The 22,493-nt window shown below is 65.5% G+C and carries 25 protein-coding genes; 18 read left to right on the forward strand and 7 right to left on the reverse strand.

What is annotated here, in order from left to right:
* Positions 1-322: 322 nt before the first annotated feature.
* Both LU671_RS07705 and LU671_RS07710 read left to right on the forward strand, forming a co-directional pair.
* Entirely contained in the window at positions 323-568 is a 246-nt protein-coding gene (locus LU671_RS07705; protein ID WP_050705939.1) for a hypothetical protein, read from the forward strand.
* 11 nt (positions 569-579) lie between these two features.
* Positions 580-828 (forward strand): hypothetical protein, encoded by a 249-nt coding sequence (locus tag LU671_RS07710; RefSeq protein ID WP_232855311.1) that lies wholly within the window; start codon positions 580-582, stop codon positions 826-828.
* A 36-nt stretch (positions 829-864) separates the two neighbouring features.
* Here the strand turns inward: LU671_RS07710 and LU671_RS07715 are convergent, their stop codons facing one another.
* Positions 865-1,890: an Ldh family oxidoreductase gene (locus LU671_RS07715; RefSeq protein WP_232855313.1), complete on the reverse strand. Its 1,026-nt coding sequence runs from the start codon at positions 1,888-1,890 to the stop codon at positions 865-867.
* Between the two features lie 143 nt (positions 1,891-2,033).
* Here LU671_RS07715 and LU671_RS07720 point away from each other — a divergent pair, with 143 nt between their 5' ends.
* The 6 genes from LU671_RS07720 to LU671_RS07745 all read left to right on the forward strand — a co-directional run bounded on the left by LU671_RS07720 (position 2,034) and on the right by LU671_RS07745 (position 7,283).
* A complete protein-coding gene (locus LU671_RS07720; protein WP_232855315.1) occupies positions 2,034-2,906 on the forward strand; it encodes a MurR/RpiR family transcriptional regulator in 873 nt (290 codons plus the stop codon).
* Positions 2,907-2,932: 26 nt separating this feature from the next.
* Positions 2,933-3,685 carry a transporter substrate-binding domain-containing protein gene (locus LU671_RS07725; protein ID WP_232855317.1) on the forward strand — a complete coding sequence of 251 codons (753 nt, stop codon included), beginning with the start codon at positions 2,933-2,935 and terminating at the stop codon, positions 3,683-3,685.
* Between the two features lie 104 nt (positions 3,686-3,789).
* Positions 3,790-4,509, forward strand: coding sequence for an ABC transporter permease (locus LU671_RS07730; protein WP_232855319.1), 720 nt, complete (start codon positions 3,790-3,792; stop codon positions 4,507-4,509).
* Positions 4,506-5,216: an ABC transporter permease gene (locus tag LU671_RS07735; protein ID WP_203646925.1), complete on the forward strand. Its 711-nt coding sequence runs from the start codon at positions 4,506-4,508 to the stop codon at positions 5,214-5,216. Before LU671_RS07730 ends, LU671_RS07735 begins: the two co-directional genes overlap by 4 nt.
* A 16-nt stretch (positions 5,217-5,232) precedes the next feature.
* Entirely contained in the window at positions 5,233-6,477 is a 1,245-nt protein-coding gene (locus tag LU671_RS07740; protein WP_232855329.1) for an NAD(P)/FAD-dependent oxidoreductase, read from the forward strand.
* Between the two features lie 23 nt (positions 6,478-6,500).
* Positions 6,501-7,283 (forward strand): amino acid ABC transporter ATP-binding protein, encoded by a 783-nt coding sequence (locus LU671_RS07745; RefSeq protein WP_096047910.1) that lies wholly within the window; start codon positions 6,501-6,503, stop codon positions 7,281-7,283.
* A 43-nt stretch (positions 7,284-7,326) separates the two neighbouring features.
* Here the strand turns inward: LU671_RS07745 and LU671_RS07750 are convergent, their stop codons facing one another.
* A complete protein-coding gene (locus LU671_RS07750) occupies positions 7,327-8,208 on the reverse strand; it encodes a LysR family transcriptional regulator (protein ID WP_203646926.1) in 882 nt (293 codons plus the stop codon).
* 275 nt (positions 8,209-8,483) lie between these two features.
* Between LU671_RS07750 and argC the strand changes: the two genes are divergently transcribed.
* Both argC and LU671_RS07760 read left to right on the forward strand, forming a co-directional pair.
* A complete protein-coding gene (gene argC / locus LU671_RS07755) occupies positions 8,484-9,413 on the forward strand; it encodes an N-acetyl-gamma-glutamyl-phosphate reductase (RefSeq protein WP_203646928.1) in 930 nt (309 codons plus the stop codon).
* Between the two features lie 59 nt (positions 9,414-9,472).
* A complete protein-coding gene (locus LU671_RS07760) occupies positions 9,473-10,159 on the forward strand; it encodes a GNAT family N-acetyltransferase (RefSeq protein ID WP_232855332.1) in 687 nt (228 codons plus the stop codon).
* 12 nt (positions 10,160-10,171) lie between these two features.
* On the opposite strand, the gene LU671_RS07765 is transcribed toward LU671_RS07760, so the two are convergent.
* From LU671_RS07765 to LU671_RS07775, 3 genes are all read right to left on the reverse strand, one after another.
* Positions 10,172-10,651, reverse strand: a complete 480-nt coding sequence (locus tag LU671_RS07765; protein WP_232855334.1) for a VOC family protein — start codon at positions 10,649-10,651, stop codon at positions 10,172-10,174.
* An 86-nt stretch (positions 10,652-10,737) separates the two neighbouring features.
* Complete coding sequence (locus tag LU671_RS07770; RefSeq protein ID WP_232855336.1) at positions 10,738-11,052, reverse strand: DUF2388 domain-containing protein; 315 nt, start codon at positions 11,050-11,052, stop codon at positions 10,738-10,740.
* Positions 11,049-11,420, reverse strand: coding sequence for a VOC family protein (locus tag LU671_RS07775; protein WP_203646931.1), 372 nt, complete (start codon positions 11,418-11,420; stop codon positions 11,049-11,051). The genes LU671_RS07770 and LU671_RS07775 overlap by 4 nt, the downstream gene beginning before the upstream one ends.
* Positions 11,421-11,969: 549 nt before the next feature.
* Here LU671_RS07775 and LU671_RS07780 point away from each other — a divergent pair.
* Entirely contained in the window at positions 11,970-12,584 is a 615-nt protein-coding gene (locus tag LU671_RS07780) for a hypothetical protein (protein WP_232855338.1), read from the forward strand.
* 60 nt (positions 12,585-12,644) lie between these two features.
* Positions 12,645-13,460, forward strand: coding sequence for a protein phosphatase 2C domain-containing protein (locus tag LU671_RS07785; RefSeq protein WP_232855339.1), 816 nt, complete (start codon positions 12,645-12,647; stop codon positions 13,458-13,460).
* 67 nt (positions 13,461-13,527) lie between these two features.
* Here LU671_RS07785 and LU671_RS07790 read toward each other — a convergent pair whose 3' ends face one another.
* On the reverse strand, positions 13,528-13,953 hold the full coding sequence (locus LU671_RS07790) for a GNAT family N-acetyltransferase (protein ID WP_203646940.1): 426 nt from the start codon (positions 13,951-13,953) through the stop codon (positions 13,528-13,530).
* Between the two features lie 185 nt (positions 13,954-14,138).
* Between LU671_RS07790 and pbpG the strand changes: the two genes are divergently transcribed.
* Positions 14,139-15,065 (forward strand): D-alanyl-D-alanine endopeptidase, encoded by a 927-nt coding sequence (gene pbpG, locus LU671_RS07795; protein WP_203646942.1) that lies wholly within the window; start codon positions 14,139-14,141, stop codon positions 15,063-15,065.
* 62 nt (positions 15,066-15,127) lie between these two features.
* Here pbpG and LU671_RS07800 read toward each other — a convergent pair whose 3' ends face one another.
* Positions 15,128-15,553: a hypothetical protein gene (locus tag LU671_RS07800; protein WP_232855340.1), complete on the reverse strand. Its 426-nt coding sequence runs from the start codon at positions 15,551-15,553 to the stop codon at positions 15,128-15,130.
* Between the two features lie 182 nt (positions 15,554-15,735).
* Here LU671_RS07800 and pvdM point away from each other — a divergent pair, with 182 nt between their 5' ends.
* The 5 genes from pvdM (at position 15,736) to LU671_RS07825 (ending at position 22,438) form a co-directional block, all read left to right on the forward strand.
* A complete protein-coding gene (gene pvdM, locus LU671_RS07805) occupies positions 15,736-17,106 on the forward strand; it encodes a pyoverdine-tailoring dipeptidase-like protein PvdM (protein ID WP_232855341.1) in 1,371 nt (456 codons plus the stop codon).
* Positions 17,099-18,379, forward strand: coding sequence for a pyoverdine-tailoring periplasmic protein PvdN (gene pvdN, locus LU671_RS07810; RefSeq protein ID WP_232855342.1), 1,281 nt, complete (start codon positions 17,099-17,101; stop codon positions 18,377-18,379). The genes pvdM and pvdN overlap by 8 nt, the downstream gene beginning before the upstream one ends.
* A 431-nt stretch (positions 18,380-18,810) precedes the next feature.
* A complete protein-coding gene (locus LU671_RS07815) occupies positions 18,811-19,620 on the forward strand; it encodes a gamma-glutamyl-gamma-aminobutyrate hydrolase family protein (protein WP_203646946.1) in 810 nt (269 codons plus the stop codon).
* A gap of 448 nt (positions 19,621-20,068) precedes the next feature.
* Entirely contained in the window at positions 20,069-20,980 is a 912-nt protein-coding gene (kdgD, locus tag LU671_RS07820; RefSeq protein ID WP_203646947.1) for a 5-dehydro-4-deoxyglucarate dehydratase, read from the forward strand.
* A gap of 102 nt (positions 20,981-21,082) precedes the next feature.
* On the forward strand, positions 21,083-22,438 hold the full coding sequence (locus tag LU671_RS07825) for an MFS transporter (RefSeq protein ID WP_232855343.1): 1,356 nt from the start codon (positions 21,083-21,085) through the stop codon (positions 22,436-22,438).
* The last annotated feature ends 55 nt before the right edge of the window (positions 22,439-22,493 follow it).

A 22,493-nucleotide genomic window follows, 5' to 3' on the forward strand; every position in this document is an offset into this window, starting at 1 on the left:
AGGCCGCTCCTACATCTGTTTCGGGCCAGTCAATCCTGTGCAATTGCCTGGGCCGCCTTGTTGGCTCGACGCGCTTTCAGCGTGGGCACTGCTGCCACTCCACCTGTCTCAAGATATGCGCCAAGGCGGGCAACCATTGCCTGACAGGTTCGGCACGTTGCAACAAATGTAGGAGCGGCCTTGTGCCGCGATGCGCCGCGCGGGCGGCGCTCGGTCTCGAGAGCGGTGCAAGACCATCGCCAAACCCTTGGCCGCCATCACGCGATCAATTGCCTTCTCGCCAAAGGCCTTGAAGGGCGCGTCCAAAGACAAGGACCATACGATGCCTTACATCTACCTGGCTGTATGTACTGCACTGACAGGCTGGTTCCTCGACTGGATCTGCAAGCCGATTCTGGTGCGCAGGTGGCTCTACCTGGTTTTCCAGATCACAGGCATCACCGCTTGCACACAACTCGGTGCCCAGGAGGTTCTTTACTGGGATGGAGGGGCATGGGGCCTGTTCTTTTCACTCGCCGGATTTCCTCTGCTGTTCGAACGCTCGAGTTGGTATGAGCGAAACCGATAGAGGAGGCATTCATGAACATGCTTTACCTGCTGATCTATCTGCCGGTCGCAATCCTTCTGTTCGACTGGCTTTGCAGGTCAGTACTGCTTCGCAGAATCCTGTACATCGTCTTCATGGTGGCGGGCATCAGCACCTGTTCACAGCTGGGACAACGCGAGTTCATGAAGCTCGATGGTGGGCAATGGGCACTATTCTTCGTCGTGCTCGGCACGACCCTGCTGTTTGATCGCTCGCACTTTTTTGATCGTGATCGGGATTGAGGACCTGCACCCCATCCCGATCCAGATGGGGCCAGTTCAGCCCGCCAACCCCTGCAACTCCCCCCACTCCCGCTCACTCAACGCCACCCCTTCCCGCCCGGCCACTTCACGCTCGCGATAACGCCGCTCGCCCGGCATCCGCGTCAACCCGACTGCCTGCATCTGTTCCACCAGTTCACGGCTGCGCAGCGCAAAGCGCTCGCCCTCGGCCTTGCTCGGGTCGATCACGATGATCAACTGCCCGGTCCAGGGGGTCTTGGCTCCCGGATGCCCGGACCAGTCGAACTCCCAGGAGAAATTGCCTCCCGTCAGCGCCGCCGCCAGCAGCTCGACCATCATCGACAGCGCCGAGCCCTTGTGCCCGCCGAACGGCAGCAAGGCGCCGCCCTCGAGAATCGCCTTGGGGTCGCTGGTCGGCTGGCCATCGGCATCCACGCCCATGCCCGGCGGCAACTGCTCGCCCGCCCGCGCGGCGATCTGCACATCGCCATGGGCCATGGCGCTGGTGGCCATGTCGAAGACGATCGGATCATGCCCGGCGCAAGGCGCGGCAAAAGCAATGGGGTTGGTGCCGAACAGCGGCTTGCGCGCACCGTGTGGCACCACGCAGGTCATGCTGTTGACCACGCTCAAGGCCACCAGGCCTTCGTCGGCGAACGGCTCGACATCCGGCCACAGCGCGGCGAAATGGTGCGAGTTGTGGATCGCCAGCACCGCGATGCCGGCCGCCCGGGCCTTCTCCACCAGCAGCGGCCGGGCCGCCGCCAGCGCCGGCTGGGCGAAACCACCCTTGGCATCGACCCGTACATAGCCGGATGCCAGGTCGGTCACCAACGGCTCGGCGCGGCCATCAACCCAGCCGCTGGCCAGGGTCGAGACATAACCGGGAATACGGAACACCCCATGGCTGTGGGCACCGTCGCGCTGGGCACTGGCGCAATTGTGGGCGAGCACGGCGGCCACCGCCGCGCTGCAGCCATGACGCTCGAAAATCGACTGCAGCAACGCCTGCAGCTCGGTAAAAGGCACGCGCACGACAGGGCCGGTGGAAGGTGAAGACATCTGGAGCTCCTTTCTTGGAATTGGATTCGCTACAGCGCAACTGCACAGACTTTCCCGCCAATGACAGCTATCTGTCAAATATTGACTTGATGACAGAAAACAGCCATTTTGGCCTCCACGCCAGAAATCAACCGGAACCGACCATGAGCCAATCGATCAAGCAACGCCTGGAAAGCAGCCTGCACACCGCTGCCGCCTCGGGCCGCCAGATCGCCAGCTACATGCTCGCCAACCTCCACGAACTGCCGTTCCAGACCTCGGCCAGCATCGCCACCAAGCTGGGTGTGAGCGAGTCGAGCGTCGGCCGCTTCTGCCGCTCGCTGGGCTACGCGCACCTCAAGGCGCTCAAGCAGGACCTGCAGAACGACCTCGGCGACGGCCCCTGGCTGGTGGGCGACCGCCTGCAGGAGTTCCGCCAGCAACCCGAGGACGACCAGCGCTCGGGCAGCCTGGAGCTGGAAATAGCCGCGCTGGTGCGCGTGCACGAATACAGCCGCGGCGAAGCCTGGCAGCAGGTCGCCCGGCGCCTGGCGGAAAAACCGCGGGTGTTCGTCGCAGGCTTTCAGACCGAACGCGGCGTGGCCATGTGCATGAGCCACCTGCTGCAATACCTGCGCGACGGCGTGCAACTGGTCGACGGCAGCGCCGGACATTTCGCCGAGGTGCTGCTGGGGCGCCCGCAGGACTGTGCACTGGTGGTATTCGAGGCGCGCCGCTATTCCCGCCACGCCCTGCAGCTGTGCCACAAGGCCCGCGCGCTGGGCATCCCGGTGACCCTGGTCACCGACACCTTCTGTGACTGGGCCGATGCCAACGCCGACGAGGTGTTCCGCATCCCCACCGAATTCAACCTGTTCTGGGAATCCACCGCGACCATGCTGTCGTGGGTGCACCTGATGGTCAACGAGGTCTGCAAGAAGCTCGGACCGGATGTTGAAAGACGCTTGGAAGCAACTGCCGCTCTACATAACGAGTTCGTCGGCTACACCTCGTGGCCGGCGGGCAAACAACAATAGCAAGAGTGCAACTACCGAGGTGCGAGATGAAAGGAACCATGGCTGTGGTGGGTGCGTGCGCCCTGCTGCTGGCGGCCGGCGCCAGTGCCGAGACCCTGCGTTTTGCCACTGAAGGCGCTTACCCGCCGTTCAACTACGTCGATGCCGACAACAAATTGCACGGCTTCGACATCGACATCACCCATGCCTTGTGCGAGCAGATGAAAGTCGAGTGCACCCTGGTGGCCCAGGACTGGGAAGGCATCATCCCGGCGCTGATGGCGCGCAAGTACGACGCCGTGGTGGCCTCGATGATCGACACCGAGGAGCGCCGCCGCAAGATCGCCTTCACCGACCGCTACTACCGCACCCCGCTGACCGTGGCGGTCGCCAAGGACAGCAAGATCAGCGACGCGCAGACCGACTTCAAGGGCTACACCGTCGGTGCCCAGTCCGCCTCGACCCAGGCGATCTACGCCGAGGACGTGTACGGCAAGGCCGGCGCGGACGTGAAGCTGTACCCGACCCTGGACGAGGCCAATGCCGACCTCGCCGCCGGTCGCCTGGACGGGGTGATCGCCGACAAGTTCCCGTTGCACGAATGGCTGAACAAGAATGGCAAGGACTGCTGCAAGATCCTCGGCGACGTCGACGGCACCAAGGCCGACGCGGCGATTGCCGTGCGCAAGGATGACGATGCCCTGCGCGTGCGGCTGAACGAGGCCCTGGCGGCGATCGTGGCCAATGGCACGTACCAGAAGATCGCGAGCAAATACTTCGCCTTCGATATCTACCAGTAATCTCGTGGGAGCGGGCTTGCCCCGCGATGGCGTCCTGCGTCAACCAGGTGCTATCGCGGGGCAAGCCCGCTCCCACGGGGTCGTCTGTATCCCGGGGGTTACCCATGCTCGATCAACTTTCCCTGCTCTCCTTCGCCAGCGGCGGCTGGGGCCAGGCGCTCTTGGCCGGCGCTCTGGTGACCGTGTCGCTGGCCCTGGCCTGCCTGCCCATCGGCCTGCCGCTGGGCCTGCTGGTGGCGCTGGCCGCGCGCTCGCGCAAACGCCTGCCGCGGGCCTGGGCCACCACGTTCTCCACGGTGTTCCGCGGCCTGCCCGAATTGCTGACCCTGCTGATCATCTACTACGGCTGCCAGATCGCCGCGCAGAAGATCCTCGCCGCGCTGGGCTACCAGGGCGAGGTGCTGATCAACACCTTCCTCGCCGCGATGGCCGCCTTCAGCCTGGTGTTCGCCGCGTTTTCCAGCGAGATCTGGCTGATGGCCTTCAAGACCCTGCCCAAGGGCCAGCTGGAAGCCTGCGCGGCCTTGGGCCTTAGCAAGCGCACCGGATTCTTCAAGGTGGTGTTGCCGCAACTGACGCGCATCGCCCTGCCGGGCCTGTCGAACAACTGGCTGAGCCTGCTCAAGGACACCTCGCTGGTCTCGACCATCTCGCTGATCGACCTGATGCGCCAGACCAACCTAGCGGTCAGCGTGACCAAGGAGCCGATGCTGTTCTACGGCGTCGCCTGCCTGGTCTACCTGCTGTTCTCGGCGCTGTCGGGCAGGGTCTTCACCCTGCTGGAGCGGCGCAGCAACCGCCATTTGCAAGGAGCCCGCCCATGAGCCCGGAGCAACTGCTGGCCTACGTGCTCGATCCCGACCTGCTGGAGCGCTACGGCGCGCGCTTCGTCGATGGCCTGCTGGTCACCGCCAAGCTGGTGGCGATCTCCTTCACCCTCGGCGCGCTGCTGGGCATGCTCCTGGCCCTGGCGCGGATGTCGCAGCACCTCGTTCTGCGACGCCTGGCTGCGGGCTACGTGTATTTCTTTCGCGGCTCGCCGCTGCTGGCCCAGCTGTTTTTGCTGTACTACGGGCTCGGTTCGCTCAAGGGCTTCTGGCAGGACCTGGGGCTGTGGTGGTTCTTCCGCGAGGCCTGGTACTGCGCCCTGCTCGCCTTCACCCTCAACACCGCCGCGTACCAGGCCGAGATCTTCCGCGCCAGCCTGATGGCCGTCGCGCCGGGCCAGTACGAGGCGGCCAAGGCCCTCAACCTCAAGCGCTCGACCACCTTCTTCAAGGTGGTGCTGCCGCAGTCGCTGCTGGTGGCCATCGGCCCGTTGGGCAACGAGCTGATCATGATGATCAAGGCCAGCGCCATCGCCTCGCTGGTGACCATCTACGACCTGATGGGGGTGACCAAGCTGGCCTTCTCGCGCAGCTTCGACTTCCAGATCTACCTGTGGGCGGCGGTGCTCTACCTGCTGATCGTCGAGGTGGTCCGGCGCACCCTGAAACACCTGGAGGCCCGCCTGGGCCGCCACCTGAACTGATTGAAGGAACCTTTTCATGCATTGCCAGACCATCGTCCTGGGCGCCGGCATCGTCGGCGTCAGCACCGCCCTGCACCTGCAGGCCCGCGGACGCCAGGTGATCCTCGTCGACCGCGACGAACCGGGCAGCGGCACCAGCCATGGCAACGCCGGGCTGATCGAGCGCTCCAGCGTGATCCCCTACGCCTTCCCGCGCCAATGGAGCGCCTTGCTGCGCTACGGCCTGAACCGCCAGCCCGACGTGCGCTACAGCCTGACCCACCTGCCCAAGGCCGCGCCCTGGCTGCTCAGCTACTGGCGCCAGTCCGCCCCCGGCCGCCTGGCCAAGGCTGCCGCCGACATGCTGCCGCTGGTGCAGCGCAGCGTCGAGGAACACGATGCGCTGATCGAGGCCGCCGGCCTGCAAGGGCTGGTGCAGGCCAAGGGTTGGATCGAGGTGTACCGTGATGCCGCGCTGTTCGAACAGGCCAAGCGCGACCTGAAGGGCCTGGCCCGCTACGGCCTGCAATACGAGATCCTCGAACGCGAACAACTGCAGGCCCGCGAACAGCAACTCGACGGTGGCGTGATCGGCGGCATCCACTGGCTCGACCCGAAGACGGTGAGCAACCCCGGCGGCCTGACCCGTGGCTATGCGGCGCTGTTCGTCCAGCGCGGCGGGCAGTTCCTCCACGGCGATGCCCGCAGCCTGCGCCAGGTCGAGGACGGCTGGCAGCTGGACACACGTCGCGGCAGCGTGACCGCCGACGAAGTGGTGGCCTGCCTCGGTCCGCAGTCGGCCGACCTCTACGAGCGGCTGGGCTACCGCTTTCCGCTGGGCATCAAACGCGGCTACCACATGCACTACGCCACCCGCGATGGCGCCGAGCTGGGTCATTCGATCTGCGACACCCAGGGCGGTTACGTCCTGGCGCCGATGGCCCGTGGCGTGCGCCTGACCACCGGCATCGAGTTCGCGGCGAGCGACGACGCCGCCAACGAGATCCAGCTGCGCCGCTGCGAAACCCTGGCGCGCCGGCTGTTCCCGGCCCTGGGCGAGCGCCTGGACGACAAGCCGTGGCTGGGCCGCCGCCCCTGCCTGCCGGACATGCGCCCGGTGATCGGCCCGGCGCCCCTGCACAAGCACCTGTGGTTCAACTTCGGCCATGCCCACCACGGCCTGACCCTGGGCCCGGTCAGCGGCCGCCTGCTGGCCGAATTGATGACCGGCGAGCACCCCTTCACCGACCCTGCGCCCTACAGCGCCGCACGTTTCGACTGAACCTTGAGCGGGAGAACAACAAGATGACCGCCCCCCTGAGCCTTGCCAGCCTGCACCCTGCCCCCGATCCGCGCCCGGAGCTGATTCGCATCGAGGGCCTGAACAAGCACTACGGCGCCTTCCATGTGCTGCACGATATCGACCTGTCGGTGCGCGAGGGCGAGCGCATCGTGCTCTGCGGCCCGTCGGGTTCGGGCAAGTCGACGCTGATCCGCTGCATCAACCGCCTGGAAATCGCCCAGCAGGGCAGCATCCGCGTGGCCGGCACCGACCTCGCCAGCAAAGGCCGCCAGGCCGACCAGGTGCGCAGCGAGATCGGCATGGTGTTCCAGCACTTCAACCTGTTCCCGCACATGAGCGTGCTCGACAACTGCCTGCTGGCGCCGATGAGCGTGCGCGGCCTGTCGCGCCGGGAGGCCGAGGAACGGGCGCGCTTCTACTTGAGCAAGGTCGGCATCGAGAGCCAGGCGCACAAGTACCCCAGCCAGCTGTCCGGTGGCCAGCAGCAGCGGGTGGCGATCGCCCGGGCCCTATGCATGAAACCCAGGATCATGCTGTTCGACGAGCCGACCTCGGCGCTCGACCCGGAGATGGTGGCCGAGGTGCTGGATGTGCTGGTGCAGTTGGCCGGCACCGGCATGACCATGCTGTGCGTCACCCACGAGATGGGCTTCGCCCGGCAGGTGGCCGAGCGGGTGCTTTTCCTCGAGGGCGGGAAGATTATCGAGGACAGCCCACCCGAGGTGTTCTTCGGCCAGCCGCGCACGGCGCGGGCACAGGCGTTTCTCAAGCAGATCCTGCACTAGCATTCTCCAGTGAATGGCAAGTGACAGCCTGTACTGCCATTTTTCATTGACGCAGCCGCCCCAACGCCTCCAGTACATGTTCCGTCGCCCGCTCCACCTGCCCCTCGCGACAGGCGATCCCCAGTTGGCGCCACATCCCCGGTCGCAACGGCCGCCGGGCGATGCGCGGCGGCGACTGCTGCACCTCCCCTTCCTGCGGCAGCAAGGTGGCGCCGTAGCCCGCCGCCACCAGGCTCTTGATCGCATCGTTGTAGTTCAGCTCGATCCGCGGCTCGGGGTACAGCCCCGCCGCGGCAAACCACTCCGAGGTCACCCGCGACAACTGCGTGGAGCTGTCGTTGAGGATCAGCGCCCGGGCCGCGAGCCAGGCCGGCGTGACCCGGGCAGGCGGCTGCCAGTCGGCGGGAACATAGGCCATGATCGGGTCACGCCGCCACGGTGTGATCCTCACCCCTTTGCCCGCCACCTGCGGCAGCGCCACCAGGCCGATGTCCAGGGTGCCCTCGCGCAGTCGCGCCAGGGAGGCCTGTGAAGTGAGCACCTGAACCTGCACGTCGACTCCCGGATGGTCCACCCGCAGTGTTTCCAGGGCCTGGGGCAACAGGTGGGCGATGGCGCCAGTCGAAGCGCCCAGGCGCACCCGCCCGGTCAGGCCCTGCACCTGGCGGCGCACTTCGTCCAGGGCCTGGTCGGCGTCGGCCAGCAGGCGCCGGGCGCGGGTCAGCAAGGTCTCGCCAATGGCCGTGGGGCGCACCTGGCCGCGGGTGCGGGTGAGCAAGGGCGCACCAATGCGTGCCTCCAGCTCGGCCACGTGCAGGCTGATGGTCGGAGGCGCCAGGTTGAGCTGACGGGCGGCATCGGCAAAGGAGGCACGGTCGGCAATCACCACCAGGGTGCGCAGGCGGTCGAGGCTGATTTCTCGCATGGGGTCTCGGCACGGATGAAGTAATAGCGGCTGGCACATCTCAGGTAGGAGCGGCCTTGTGCCGCGAAAGGGCTGCACAGCAGCCCCGGCACTTTCGCGCCAAACGGGCAACCCTGGGGCTGCTTCGCAGCCCTTTCGCGGCACGAGGCCGCTCCTACAGGGGCATGCGATTTAGATTCAGGATTACTGAACATGGCAATCATGATATTCAAATTTTCTTTCGTCCAGCGAACGACGAGGATAACGCCATTCCTTCTCTTCACTGGAACACCGACATGCACCAGCCCCTCGTCTTCATCGACGGCGACCAAGGCACCACCGGCCTGCAGATCCATGCCCGCCTGCACGGCCGCCAGGACCTGCGCCTGCTCACCCTGCCCGAAGCCGAGCGCAAGGACCCGGCGCGGCGCAGCGAGGCGATCAACAGCGCCGATATCGCCGTGCTCTGCCTGCCCGACGACGCCGCCCGCGAGGCCGTGGCCACCCTGCACAACCCGGCGGTGCGGGTGATCGACGCAAGCTCCGCGCACCGCACCACGCCCGGCTGGATCTATGGCCTGCCGGAACTGAACGAACAACAGGCCGAACGCATTGCCCGGGCCACCCGGGTAAGCAACCCCGGCTGCTACCCCACCGGCGCGATCGCCCTGCTGCATCCGCTGGTCAAGGCAGGCTTGCTGCCGGCTGACTATCCGCTGAGCATCCATGCCATCTCAGGCTACTCCGGTGGCGGCCGGGCCGCCGTCGAGCGGCATGAGCAGCGCAGCGACGCCTACCTGCCGACACTCCAGCTATACGGCCTGGAGCTCGCCCACAAGCATGTGCCAGAGATCCAGCAGCATGCGGGGCTGAGCGCGCGGCCGGTGTTCGTGCCGGGTTACGGCGACTACCGCCAGGGCATCGTGCTGAGCATCCCGCTGCAACTGCGCCTGCTGCCCGGGGTCAGCGCCGAGCAGCTGCAAGCCTGCCTGGAGCGGCATTACCAGGGTGCCCGCCATGTGCAGGTGATGCCTCTGCACCAGCACGGCCCAGCTCAGGCGCTGGACCCGCAGGCGCTGAACGACAGCAACGACTTGCGCCTGGCCGTGTATGCCAACCCCGAGCATGGCCAGGTATTGCTGACTGCGGTGTTCGACAACCTGGGCAAGGGCGCCTCGGGCGCCGCGGTGCAGAACCTCGACCTCATGCTGGCCGGGCTGCGCTAGAATGATCACCCGCCTCGTTCCGGGGCGGGTGTTTCAATCCTGCCGGAGCCCGACCCGCGATGTTCATCCTCCGCCGCCTTGATGGCGTGCCGCCCGAATCCTTCCAGAACCAGATCCGCCAGCTGGTGATCGACCATGTCGGCCAGCTCAGCAGCGTCGCCATCAGCCCGGACAACCCACTCTACCCGCTGTACCAGTACGGTGTCGGCCTGGAGGTGCACCAGTACCTGATTGCCCTGGACGGCACCCGCGGCCTGGCCGTCGAGCTGACCCTGGCCCTGGATGCCGAGGCACCGGACCAGTTGCTCGGCTTCGCCCTGGTACTGCCGGCCCAGGACAACCCGCAGGCCTGCGCCCTGGCCTACCTTGCAGTGACGCCCAGCCACCGCCGTCAGGGCATCGCCCGTGGCCTGCTGGACGCAGTGCGTGAACGCTATGCCTGCGTCGAGCTGAGCACTTTCGCCCAGCAGGTGCCATGGTTCGAGAACATGGGCCTGCAGGTGGTCGCCTGTACCGGCCCACAGGTGTTGATGAGCAGTACCGGGCAGGCCAGCGGCGCGCTGATCGGGCGGCTGGACATCGCGCCGATCTACCAGACCGTCGAAGTCCGGCAGATCCACGCCTACCTGCTCAAGCAACAGGGTGAGGCGGCGATGATGGATGCCGAGCGCCTGCGCGACGAGCGGCTGGACGTCCTGACGGAACAGGCACGGGCGTGCGTCAGGGAACGCAAGACCGTACATTGAGGCGCCTCGCCTTCAGCCCTTGATGGCCTTCTCGATCGTGGCAATGTCGATCTTGCCCATCTGCAGCATCGCCTCGAACGCCCGCTTCGCCAGGGCGCGATCGGGGCTGGCCACCGCCTGGGTCAATACCCGCGGACTGATCTGCCAGGACAGCCCCCACCTGTCCTTGCACCAGCCGCACACGCTCTCGCTGCCACCGTTGCCGACGATGGCGTCCCAGTAGCGATCCGTTTCCTCCTGGCTGTCGGTCGCCACCTGGAACGAAAAGGCCTCGCTGTGGCTGAACGCCTGGCCGCCATTGAGACCGATGCACGGGATGCCCATCACGGTGAACTCCACCGTGATCACATCGCCCGCCTTGCCCGAGGGGTAGTCGGCGGGCGCCTTGTGCACGGCGGTCACCCGGCTGTCGGGGAAGGTGCTGGCGTAGAAGTTCGCCGCCACCTCGGCGTCGCTGTCGTACCACAGGCAAATGCTGTTCTTGGCGGTCATGATCGGACTCCTGGCGGGACTCGTTGCCCACGAGTCTAGCCGCCTGTCCTGGCATGCCAGGGCGGACCGATCAGCGGCTCAAGCCATCAGCCCTGGCAGGCGAACGCCTGGGCCAGCTCACGATCGCTCAGCGCGCTCACCGTATGCAGCTGGCGGTACTCGTCCAAGGCCTGCTCCAGCCGTGCGCCGCGCAGGCGCCCGTCGCTGGCGATGAACAGCAACGCATCGTCGCGGGCGGCCTGGTAGGTACGCGTCGGATGGCTGGTGGAGCCGCTCACCGCTGCGGTGGCGAGGCTCGAGCCGACGGTGAAGTGGTCGCTCGAGTTGCCCTTGCCGTCCATGGCCAAGGCCGGGCCGGCAAGCAGCAACATCGCCAGCAATGCTCGGCCGCGCAGGATCACGAGGCAACCCGTGCGGCTTGCGCGACGTCGGCGTGCCGCTGGCTGAAGGCCAGGTAATAGCCATTGCAATCACGCACGCCGAACTCCCGCGAACCATACTCCGTGTCGTGCAACGGCCAGGCGATATCCGCCAGCTCGCGAACTTGTGCGTAATAGCCGTCGACATCCTCGACCACCAGATAGAAGGTCCCGGCACACCCCGGCGGCAGCCGCCACAGGTCGTCCTCGGTGAACAGCAGGCGGCAGTCGTGCAACTGGACGGTAAGGGTCGATTGCGCGGTGTCGGCGACGGTAAATTGCAGCACATCGCGGTAATGACGGCGGGTGGCGTCAAGGTCGGTGCAGCGCAAAAGCGGGGCAACAGGCATGCGGACCCTCCTCGTCGGTGAACGGGTTGCGGCGGATCATCGCCGCAAACCTCAGCCCCTTCAAGGTCTTTGGCTCGTGGGTCATTGACTGCGTCGGGGCTACCAGGTGTCCTACGCAAATCTTGCAGCGGCTGTGAGATCGAGCGCCGCCCGCGCGGCGCATCGCGGGACAAGCCCGCTCCCACATTTGTTTCGGGCCTGTCTTTCCTGTGCCATCACCTGGTCCGCCTTGTTGGTACGACGCGGTTTTGGCGTGGTCGCTAACGCTGCTCCACATGACTCAAGGCATGCACCAAGGCAGGCGCCGGTACTTTCACAGGCATAATTGGCCCGAAACAAACTGTGGGAGCGGGCTTGTCCCGCGATGCGCCGCGCGGGCGGCGCTCGATCTTACAGACGCTGAAAGATTTGCGGCGAACAGTGCCTGGTCTCGAAACTGATGCGCCTGGCCAAGCATCGCGGCTGAACGCTCAAGTCGGCCAGGCAAGAGCCGATACCCCTCGTGCATCCGATCGGATGCACGATTGTGCAGTTACTCAAGGAAGATTCATGTTGCGCCACAACCTGCCAGCCCTGCTGGCTCTGTCGCTGTTGCTGTTGCTGTCACTCACCGGCTGCAATGGCCTGCCACGCTCGAACGCCACCGACTCAGCGCCGCTCGGTCCGATTCAACCGGATAGCGAAGCCCGCACGGCCTGGATCACACAGATCCTGGCCCAGGACCCACTGGCCAGCCAGGACCGACAGCCACCACCGCGCCAGAGCAACGCGCAGATCGTCGACGCATTGCGCCAGAAACGCGACCTGAAGTTGCCGGATGCCTACTGGGCGCAATGGCAACGCAATCTCGATACTTTCGATGCCGAAGCCTCCCGTCACAAGGAAGCACAGCGCGCCCGTTACATCGCCACCTTCAGCGACCAGCTCAAGCGCGTCGACGACACCACCCTGCAACGCCTGGCCATTGCGCCCGACACCCTGGACGCGGCTACCCGCGATGCCTGGAAGCAACGCCTGATCGAGCGCTACAGCCGCTATATCATCGACAGCGAAGTAGGCCGCGACATCCTCGACGCCCACCTGCGACGCATGGCGCTGATGGACCGGCAATTCGGCGTCTGCGACCTGGACAGTCATTGCTGGGACCGCACGCCCAGACCGTGAAATTTGACTCGCGACGGCGCAGGGCTCAAGGTCGGTGATCCCACCGACCTGGAGCCCGACATGCATTTCGACCTGATCCAGAGCTTGTGCCTGGCTGGCAAGCCCGATGTGCCCAATGACGACCGTATCGGCAACGCCGACTGCCACGCCTGGGTCATCGACGGCGCCACCGACCTCGGCGCCCCCGGCCTGCTCGGCGAGCGCGGCGGCGCGGCGTGGCTCTCGGCCACGGCCCAGCGCGCCTTCGCCACGGCCTCGGGGCCACTGCGACAGGTCTGCGAGACAGTTTTCGATACTATTGCCCAGGCCTACCGGCAGGATCGCCGGCGCGAGCCCCTGGCCACCTGGGAACTGCCGCGCGCCGCCTTTGCCGCAGTGGCCATCGAGGGTGAAGAACTGGTCTGCGCGCACCTGGCCGACTGCGTGGTGCTGCATCGCAGCGCGCAAGGCATCCGCTTCCTCACCCCCGAGCCCGATCGCGAGGTCGAGCAAGCCGAAGCCGCCGCACTCGGCCCCGGCACCGGCGCCCACGGCGTGCGCACCCCGGCGGTGCTGGCCGACCGCCGCAGCGCCCGCGAACGGCCCCGGGCCGTGCTCGGCGTCGATGCCGAGCTGTCCCGTGAGGGCACCTTCTACAGCCGAGCGCCAGTCGCCGTGGGTGACGATGTGCTGCTGATGAGCGATGGCTTCGCGGCGCTGTTCGATACCTACCGGGCCTATGACCCGGCAGGTTTCATCGAGCGCCTGCAAAGCCACGGCCTGGATGACCTGGCACGGACACTGCGCGGCATCGAGCACGACGATGCCGCATGCCTGCGCTACCCGCGGTTCAAGATGAGCGACGACGCCTCGGCGATCTGGTTGCGGGTGGGTTGACCCTTGTAGGAGCGGCCTTGTGCCGCGAAAGGGCTGCAAAGCAGCCCCGACTGTGAGGAGCGAGATGCTACGCCAACCGTTTATGCAGGAAATAACGGGTATGCCCAGGCGGAAAGTCGGCAAGCTCGCCGAACACCTCGAACCCCAGCTTGCGGTAGAAGTCCGGCGCCTGAAAACTGAAGGTATCCAGCCAGATTCCGCAACACCCCTTCTCCCTCGCCAGCGCCTCGGCCTGGGCCATCAGCTCGCGTCCGCTGCCCTGCCCGCGCATGCGCTCGGGCACCACCAGCAGCTCGACGAACAACCAACCCCCTCCGAGCCTGGCGTAGAGCCCGCCAACGACCTCATCATCGTCGGGATCGCGCAGCGTCCAGGCGACGGTGGCCGCGCCGGGCGAACCGATCACGCTGTCGTTGAAGGCGCGCAGGGGCTTGAGAATCGCATCGTGATGCAGGCCGGTGGCCTGGTCGGTGAAATCGATCGTGAGCGTCATGGCAGGTCGTCCGGTTGACCACGTAGGGAGGCGGCGCAAAGCACGCCGGATTAAATTTACTTCACGTTGCGCCCTTTAGATATAAGGCATTCGACAGCGGTTCGACCATACTCCAGAATGCAACGGTTTTTTGGGGGGAAACCCTTGCACAGCCAACGACATACCAACATTTAGTGAGCCTCAACGTGAAAACTTCCCTGTCCATCCTCAGCCTGCTGCTGTTGCTCACAGGTACCGCGACCCTACCGTCGACCGCTGCTGCACAACCCCCGGCCCAGGTCCAGCGTGACCCAAGCAAGCTGCACCTGGCCTCTGGCAGCGCCCTGTTGATCGACCTCAACACCAACAAGGAGCTGTATGCCAGCCACGCCGATCGCGTGCGCCCCATCGCCTCGGTCACCAAGCTGATGACCGCGATGGTCGTGCTCGACGCCAAGCTGCCCATGGACGAAATGCTCGGCATGACCATCGCCAACAACCCGGAGATGAAGGGCGTGTACTCGCGGGTACGCCTGGGCAGTGAGCTGAACCGTCGCGAGACGTTGCTGATCACCCTGATGTCGTCGGAAAACCGCGCGGCCAACACCCTGGCCAACCACTACCCCGGTGGCTATGGCGCCTTCATCAAGGCGATGAACGCCAAGGCCCGCAGCCTTGGCATGAGCCGCACCCGCTACGTCGAGCCGACCGGCCTGTCGACCCTGAACGTGTCCACCGCCCACGACCTCGCCAAGTTGTTGATGGCCTCGCGCAAGTATCCGCTGCTCAGCGAGCTGTCGACCACCCGCGAGAAGACCGTGGCGTTCCGCAAGCCCAACTACACCCTGGGCTTTCGCAACACCGACCACCTGGTGAACAAGAGCAACTGGGACATCGCCCTGACCAAGACCGGCTTCACCAACGAAGCGGGGCATTGCCTGGTGCTGCTGACGAAGATGGACAACCGTCCGGTGGCCATGGTGATTCTCGACGCCTACGGCAAGTACACCCACTTCGCCGATGCCAGCCGCATGCGCCAGTGGCTGGAGACCGGCAGCGCCAAGCCGGCGCCGGCGGTGGCCATGCAGTACAAGAGCGAGCGCCAGAGCCGCGCGCGCCTGGCGCAGGACTGACACACCGCTGAAACGACGACGCCCCGCATGATGCGGGGCGTCTTGCTTTACCGGTATGGGTCTCAGGCCTGGGTGGCGATCATGCCACCGGCGCTGCTGCCGCCAGTCTTGGTCAACGCTTCGAGCAACTGTTGCGTGGCGGCCAGGATCTGCCCGCTCAGGGTGGCGATGCTCGCCTGTTTGGCGGTGATCATGGCCAGCTTGGAGGTTTCGTCCATCTCTTGCTCGGCAATCATCGCCAGTTGCTTCTGCTCTTCGGCAAGCTGCTTCTGCAATTGCTTGATCATGTCGCGCAGCTGGGTAATGTGCCCCGGCTCGCCGCTGCCCTCACCGCCCTCGGCCTGCTTGGCCTCCTCGGCCTTGCCCGGGGTGGTTTCACCCGACAGGTCCACCGCGACGCTCGTCAACGGCTTTTCTTTCTTTTCTGCGGGCTGGGCGTTGGCCACACTGGTGATCACGCCCATCGTCGCACTGTTGATACCTACCATTCCCTAATCCTCCGTGGTGGGTCCTTTCAATACCAGCGCTATCGGCCGCGCCACGGCAGACTTGATGGCTTTACGCCGATAAATTTACCCCCTCGTCATTCGTCCACCACATACCCGAGCCATGCCCTGGCGCCCCTGGCGACCCGACAGGCCGACCCGATCAGCCCCGCAACGAGATGGCAATGACCAAGACCCGTTCCCGCAAAGCCTTGTACATCGGCCTGCCCCTGGCCCTGGTGGCCGCCCTGGGTGGCGCCGCCGGCTATTACTTCTGGAAGCAGGACAGCGGCTATCCCCGCGCCATCGTGCAGCAGGCCAATGAACTGCACGAACACATGCTCTCCTTCGACAGCCATGTCACCGTGCCGCTGGGCTACGGCAGCGACGGCTACGAGGCTGACAAGGACGGCCGTGGTCAGTTCGACCTGGCCAAGGCGGCCAAGGGCCGGTTGTCGGGCGCGGCGCTGACCGTCTTCGGCTGGCCCGAGCTGTGGAACGGCCCGAACGCACCGCACCGTCCGACCCCGGGCTTCGTCGACGAGGCCCGCAACCAGCAGGAAGTGCGCTACAAGATCATCAGCGGGATCGTGCGCGACTTCCCCAACCAGGTCGGCATCGCCTACACCCCCGAGGACTTTCGCCGCCTGAACGGCGAAGGCAAGTTCGCCATCTTCATCAGCATGCTCAACGCCTACCCGCTGGGCAACGACCTGTCGCAGCTTGACCTGTGGAGCAAGCGCGGCATGCGCATGTTCGGCTTCAGCTACACCGGCAACAACGCCTGGGCCGACTCCTCGCGCCCGCTGCCGTTCTTCAACGACACCCCCGACGCCTTCGGCGGCCTGTCGCCACTGGGCGAGCAGGCGGTCAAGCGGCTCAACGACCTGGGCGTGATCATCGACGTCTCACAGATGTCCACCCTGGCCCTGGAAGACGTGGCCCGCCTGAGTCGCGCCCCGTTCGTCGCCTCGCACTCGGCGCCGCGGGCGCTGGTGGACATCCCGCGCAACCTTTCCGACAAGGAGATGCAACTGATCAAGGACAGCGGCGGCGTGCTCCAGGTCGTGGCCTTCACCACCTACCTCAAGCCGCTGAGCAAGCCGACCCTGGAAAAACTCGAGGCCCTGCGCGCGCGCTTCGACCTGCAACCGCTGCAAGGCCTGACCAACGCGCTGATGCCAGGCGACCCGATCATCGCCATCTGGCCCGAGGCGCGCTTCGGCGAATACGCCAGCAGCCTTTACGCCATCGTCGACGAAGAGCCCCGTGCCGGCCTCAAGGAATACGTCGATGCCATCGACTACGCCGTGAAGAAGATGGGTATCGACCATGTCGGCATCAGCTCCGACTTCAACGATGGCGGCGGCGTCACCGGCTTCATGAACGTCGGCGAGATCCGTAACGTCACCGCCGAGCTGCTGACCCGCGGCTATTCCGAAACCGATATCGCCAAACTCTGGGCGGGCAACTTCCTGCGAGTGTGGGGGCAAGTGCAGAAAGCCGCCAACCCGGTGGCCCTGCTCGACAACAACCGGGAAACTCGCCATGACTGACCGGCGCGCCTTCCTCAAGCAGGCCGCCGCCCTGGCCGCCAGCCTGCCCTTGCTGCCCGGTGCCCTGGCCGCCGAACCGGCAGCCCCGACACTGCAAGGTCCGGGCAAATGGCGCCAACTGCGCCAACTGTTCCCCCTGGACCCCGATGTCGCGCACTTCGCCAACTTTCTGATTACCGCCCACCCGCGCCCGGTGCAGGAAGCGATCGACCGCCACCGCGCCACCCTCGACCGCAACCCGGCCCTGTGCATGGACTGGGAAAGCCAGTACGAATGGCAACGCGAGGACGAGGTCCGCGAATGGGCGGGCCGCTACCTGGATGTGCGTCCGCGCCAGGTTGCCCTGACCGGCAGCACCACCGAGGGCCTCGGCATGATCTACGGCGGCCTGCATGTGGCGCCGCACCAGGAAATCCTCACCACCGAGCACGAGCACTACTCGACCCACAATTGCCTGGCATTCCGCCAGCGCCAGCACGGCACCCAGGTGCGCAAGCTGCGCCTGTTCGACAAACCCGGCGAGGTCTCCACTGATCGGGTCCTGAGCCTGATCGACCGCAGCATCCGCCCCGAGACCCGGGTGCTGGGCATGACCTGGGTGCACTCGGGCAGCGGCGTCAAACTGCCGGTGGGCGCCATCGGCGAACTGGTGCGCCAGCACAATCGCAACCGCGACGAGGCTGATCGTATCCTCTACGTGGTCGATGGCGTGCATGGTTTCGGCGTGGAAAACGTGCGCTTCGCCGACTTCAACTGCGACTGGTTCATCGCCGGCACCCACAAATGGATGTTCGGCCCCCGGGGCACGGGGATCATCTGCTCGGCGTCGGAGCAGATGCAGCACCTGACGCCGACCTTCGCCACCTTCTCGCGCAACGAGGACTTCGGCACCATCATGACCCCGGGCGGTTACCACGCCTTCGAGCACCGCTGGGCGCTGGGCGAGGCCTTCAAGCTGCACCTTGCCCTGGGCAAGGCCGACGTCCAGGCGCGTATCCATCAGCTCAACGACTACCTCAAGGCACGCCTGGCCGAGCACCGCGCCATCGAGCTGGTGACCCCGGTCAGCCGTGAGTTCTCCGCCGGCTTCACCTTCCTGCGCATCAAGGACCGCGATCCCGATGCCGTGGCGGCCTACCTGAACGCCAACAAGGTCATGGTCGATGCCGTGGACCGCGACGTCGGGCCGGTGATCCGCTTTGCGCCCAGCCTGCTCAACGACGAGCAACAGATCGATCGGGCCATGGCGCTACTGCGCAAGCAGATCGGTTGAAACGCCTCCTGCTGTAATGGGGCCGCTCTGCGGCCCTTTCGCCGACAAGTCCAACTTCCCTTGCAGGCATGCCTGCAGACAGACACGGCCCGGACTGTGCCGTACGCCTGCTTGTCGGCGAAAAACCAACGTGCACGAGCGATCATTGCACCGGCGCAATGAGCCAACTGCATCGTTAAATATTATTGACCTAAACCCCCGCCAAACCCTTGCCAGCCAAGGCCTTGAACATCTCAATCCCCCGGAAACCGGCGCCTGGGCGCCCCGCCACTCGTTTGACATATCGAACGGCTCTGGCAAGCTAGGAGTCAGGCCCCGACCGACATCGCCTGCAAGGCGAGCCGGCAGTGCTCGGGGCTCCAGGCAGCACTGAAGGCCCCGGCCGTGCGCCTGCACAACAACGACAGGCATGACCTGTCTCAAGGTGACATATGTCCAACAGCAACATTGGCAACAAGCAACCCTCCCTGCGCAAACCCGTCGTCCTGATGACCATGGGCAGCCAAGAGCGCAAAGGCCATGACTATCAGGTCATGACCCACAAATACATCACCCCGCTGGTCGATTTCGCCGGTTGCGTCCCGGTCCTGGTGCCCACCTGCTGTGGCGTCGAAGACCTCGAGACCTACCTGGACATGGCCGACGGCGTCTACCTGACCGGTGCCGGCAGCAACATCGACCCGAGCCTCTACGGCCAGGAAAACCAGACCCCCGGCAAGGGCCAGGACAAAGACCGCGACCTGTTCGACATGCCACTGGTCAAGGCCGCGATCAAGCGCGGCCTGCCGATCTTCGGCATCTGCCGCGGCATGCAGGAAATCAACGTGGCCCTGGGCGGTGACATCTACCAGAAGGTCTACGCCGAGCCCGGCTTCAACGACCACCGGGAAAACCCGGAAGATCCGGTCGAAGTCCAGTACGCCGCGGTGCACAGCGTGAAGATCAAGCCAGGCAGCTGGCTGCGCGATACCCTGGGCACCGACGAGATCCGCGTCAATTCGCTGCACGGCCAGGGCCTGCGCAACCTGGGTGCCGGCATCGAGCCGATCGCCCATGCCGAAGACGGCCTGGTCGAGGCGATCCACGCCCCGAGCCTGTCGCCCTTCCTGTTCGCGGTGCAGTGGCACCCGGAGTGGCAGGCGGCGAAGAACCCCGACTCGATCAAGATGTTCCAGGCCTTCGGCGACGCCTGCCGCGCCCAGGTCCGCAAGTCCCAGGTCAAGCACCACCAGGCTGCCTGATCCACTGAAGCTTCGTTAGCTTTGATCGCGGGGCGGTGCAATACCGCCCCCGTTTCCCCGGTCACCCTCTGCTGGTCCCAGAACACTTCCCGTGGAAGCGGGCGGCGGGCTTGTGCCTGTCTCCGCGATCTTTTTTTCTCCTCCTCCACAAGTCATACGACAACACTCCTCTGCCAAATTCTCGGGTTTACGCGTTCCCCTGTAGGAGCGGCCTTATGCCGCGAAAGGGTCGCAACGCGGCCCCGGCGATCGTGGCTCAACGCCGAAATTCCGGGGCCGCTGTGCGGCCCTTTCGCGGCACAAGGCCGCTCCTACAGGGGTTGGCGCTGTCATGGCGGGATGGATTCAAAATTTCTACCGCGAGGGACTAGTCATGATTGTAGTTGTACGATAACTTACCTCTCACCTTGGTTCCCCCTCCTCCAAGCGCCACAGGATGCCTACAACAATGACCCCACAAGAACTGCAATCCATCCTCTCCCACGGCCTGCTGTCGTTCCCCGTCACCGACTTCGACGCCCACGGCGACTTCAACCCGGCCGGCTACGTAAAGCGCCTGGAATGGCTCGCCCCCTACGGCGCCAGCGCCCTGTTCGCCGCCGGCGGCACCGGCGAGTTCTTCTCCCTGGCCGCCAGCGAGTACAGCCAGGTGATCAAGACCGCCGTCGACACCTGCGCCACGTCGGTGCCGATCCTCGCCGGCGTCGGCGGCTCGACCCGCCAGGCCATCGAATACGCCAAAGAGGCCGAGCGCCTCGGCGCCAAAGGCCTGCTGCTGCTGCCCCACTACCTCACCGAAGCCAGCCAGGACGGCGTCGCCGCCCATGTCGAGGCGGTGTGCAAGGCGGTGAATATCGGCGTGGTGGTATACAACCGCAACGTCTGCCGGCTGAACGCCGACCTGCTGGAACGCCTGGCCGAGCGCTGCCCGAACCTGATCGGCTACAAGGACGGCCTGGGCGACATCGAGCTGATGGTGTCGATTCGTCGCCGCCTGGGTGATCGCTTCAGCTACCTGGGTGGCCTGCCTACCGCCGAGGTGTATGCTGCGGCGTACAAGGCCCTGGGCGTGCCGGTGTACTCCTCGGCGGTGTTCAACTTCGTGCCGAAGACGGCGATGGACTTCTACCACGCCATCGCCCGCGACGATCACGCCACCGTGGCCAGGCTGATCGACGACTTCTTCCTGCCGTACCTGGACATCCGCAACCGCAAGGCCGGTTACGCCGTGAGCATCGTCAAGGCCGGGGCGAAGATCGCCGGCTACGACGCCGGGCCCGTGCGCACGCCGCTGACCGACCTGACCGCGCAGGAGTACGAGATGCTCGCCGCGCTGATGGACAAGATGGGCCCGCAATAAGCGAACGCCCTGCGGCCTGCCGATGCCGCCGCCGGAGCAGGGCCACCCTGCTCCGGCCCACAACCGATCCCCGTATAAAAATAACGAGTGGGAGTAACCAGCATGCAAGCGACGAAAAAGACGCATGTGCGCTACCTGATCCTGTTGATGCTGTTCCTGGTGACCACCATCAACTACGCCGACCGCGCCACCATCGCCATCGCCGGCTCCAGCCTGCAGAAGGACCTGGGCATCGACGCGGTCACCCTCGGCTACATCTTCTCCGCCTTCGGCTGGGCCTACGTGGCCGGGCAGATCCCCGGCGGCTGGCTGCTTGACCGCTTCGGCTCGAAGAACGTCTACGCCTTCAGCATCTTCACCTGGTCGTTGTTTACCCTGCTGCAGGGCTTCGTCGGCGGCCTGCCGGTGGCCTGGGCGGTCGTCACCCTGTTCACCCTGCGTTTTCTGGTCGGCTTCGCCGAAGCGCCGTCGTTCCCCGGCAACGCCCGGATCGTCGCGGCCTGGTTCCCGACGCAAGAGCGCGGCACCGCCTCGGCGATCTTCAACTCGGCGCAGTACTTCGCCACCGCGCTGTTCGCGCCGATCATGGGCTGGATCGTCTTCACCTTCGGCTGGGAACATGTGTTCGTGGTGATGGGCGCGCTGGGCATCGTGTTCTCGGCGGTGTGGCTCAAGACCATCTACAACCCGCGCCAGCACCCGCGCATCAGCGCCGCCGAGCTCGAGCACATCGAACACAACGGCGGCCTGGTGGACATGGACCAGAAACGCGGCAACGACGGCCCGAAATGGGGCTATATCAAGCAACTGCTGACCAGCCGCATGCTGCTGGGCGTCTACCTGGGCCAGTACTGCATCAACGCCATCACCTACTTCTTCCTCACCTGGTTCCCGGTGTACCTGGTGCAGGAACGCGGCATGACCATCCTCAAGGCCGGCTTCATCGCCTCGTTGCCGGCAGTGTGCGGCTTCATCGGCGGCGTGCTTGGCGGCGTGCTGTCGGACTGGTTGCTGCGCCGCGGCAACTCGCTGACCTTCTCGCGCAAGCTGCCGATCGTCTGCGGCCTGCTGCTGTCGACCACCATGGTCTTCTGCAACTACGTCGAGGCCGAATGGATGGTGGTCGGTTTCATGACCCTGGCGTTCTTCGGCAAGGGCATCGGCGCGCTGGGCTGGGCGGTGGTCGCCGACACCTCGCCCAAGCAGATCGCCGGGCTGTCGGGCGGGCTGTTCAACACCTTCGGCAACATCGCCTCGATCACCACGCCGATCGTCATCGGCTACATCATCAGCGCCACCGGCTCGTTCAAGTGGGCCCTGGTGTACGTGGGCGCCAACGCCCTGGTGGCAGTGTTCAGCTACCTGGTGATCGTCGGTCCGATCAAGCGCATCGAGCTCAAGGACGACCCGAAGCAGGAAGCAGCACCCACCGCTGAACTCGCCACTTCGCGCCATTGAGTGAAACACGCCTGCGCCCTGCCCGGGCGCAGGCTGGCGTACAAGAAGCCTGAAA

The organism is Pseudomonas sp. NMI760_13 (assembly GCF_021283245.1).
GTDB lineage: Bacteria > Pseudomonadota > Gammaproteobacteria > Pseudomonadales > Pseudomonadaceae > Aquipseudomonas > Aquipseudomonas peradeniyensis.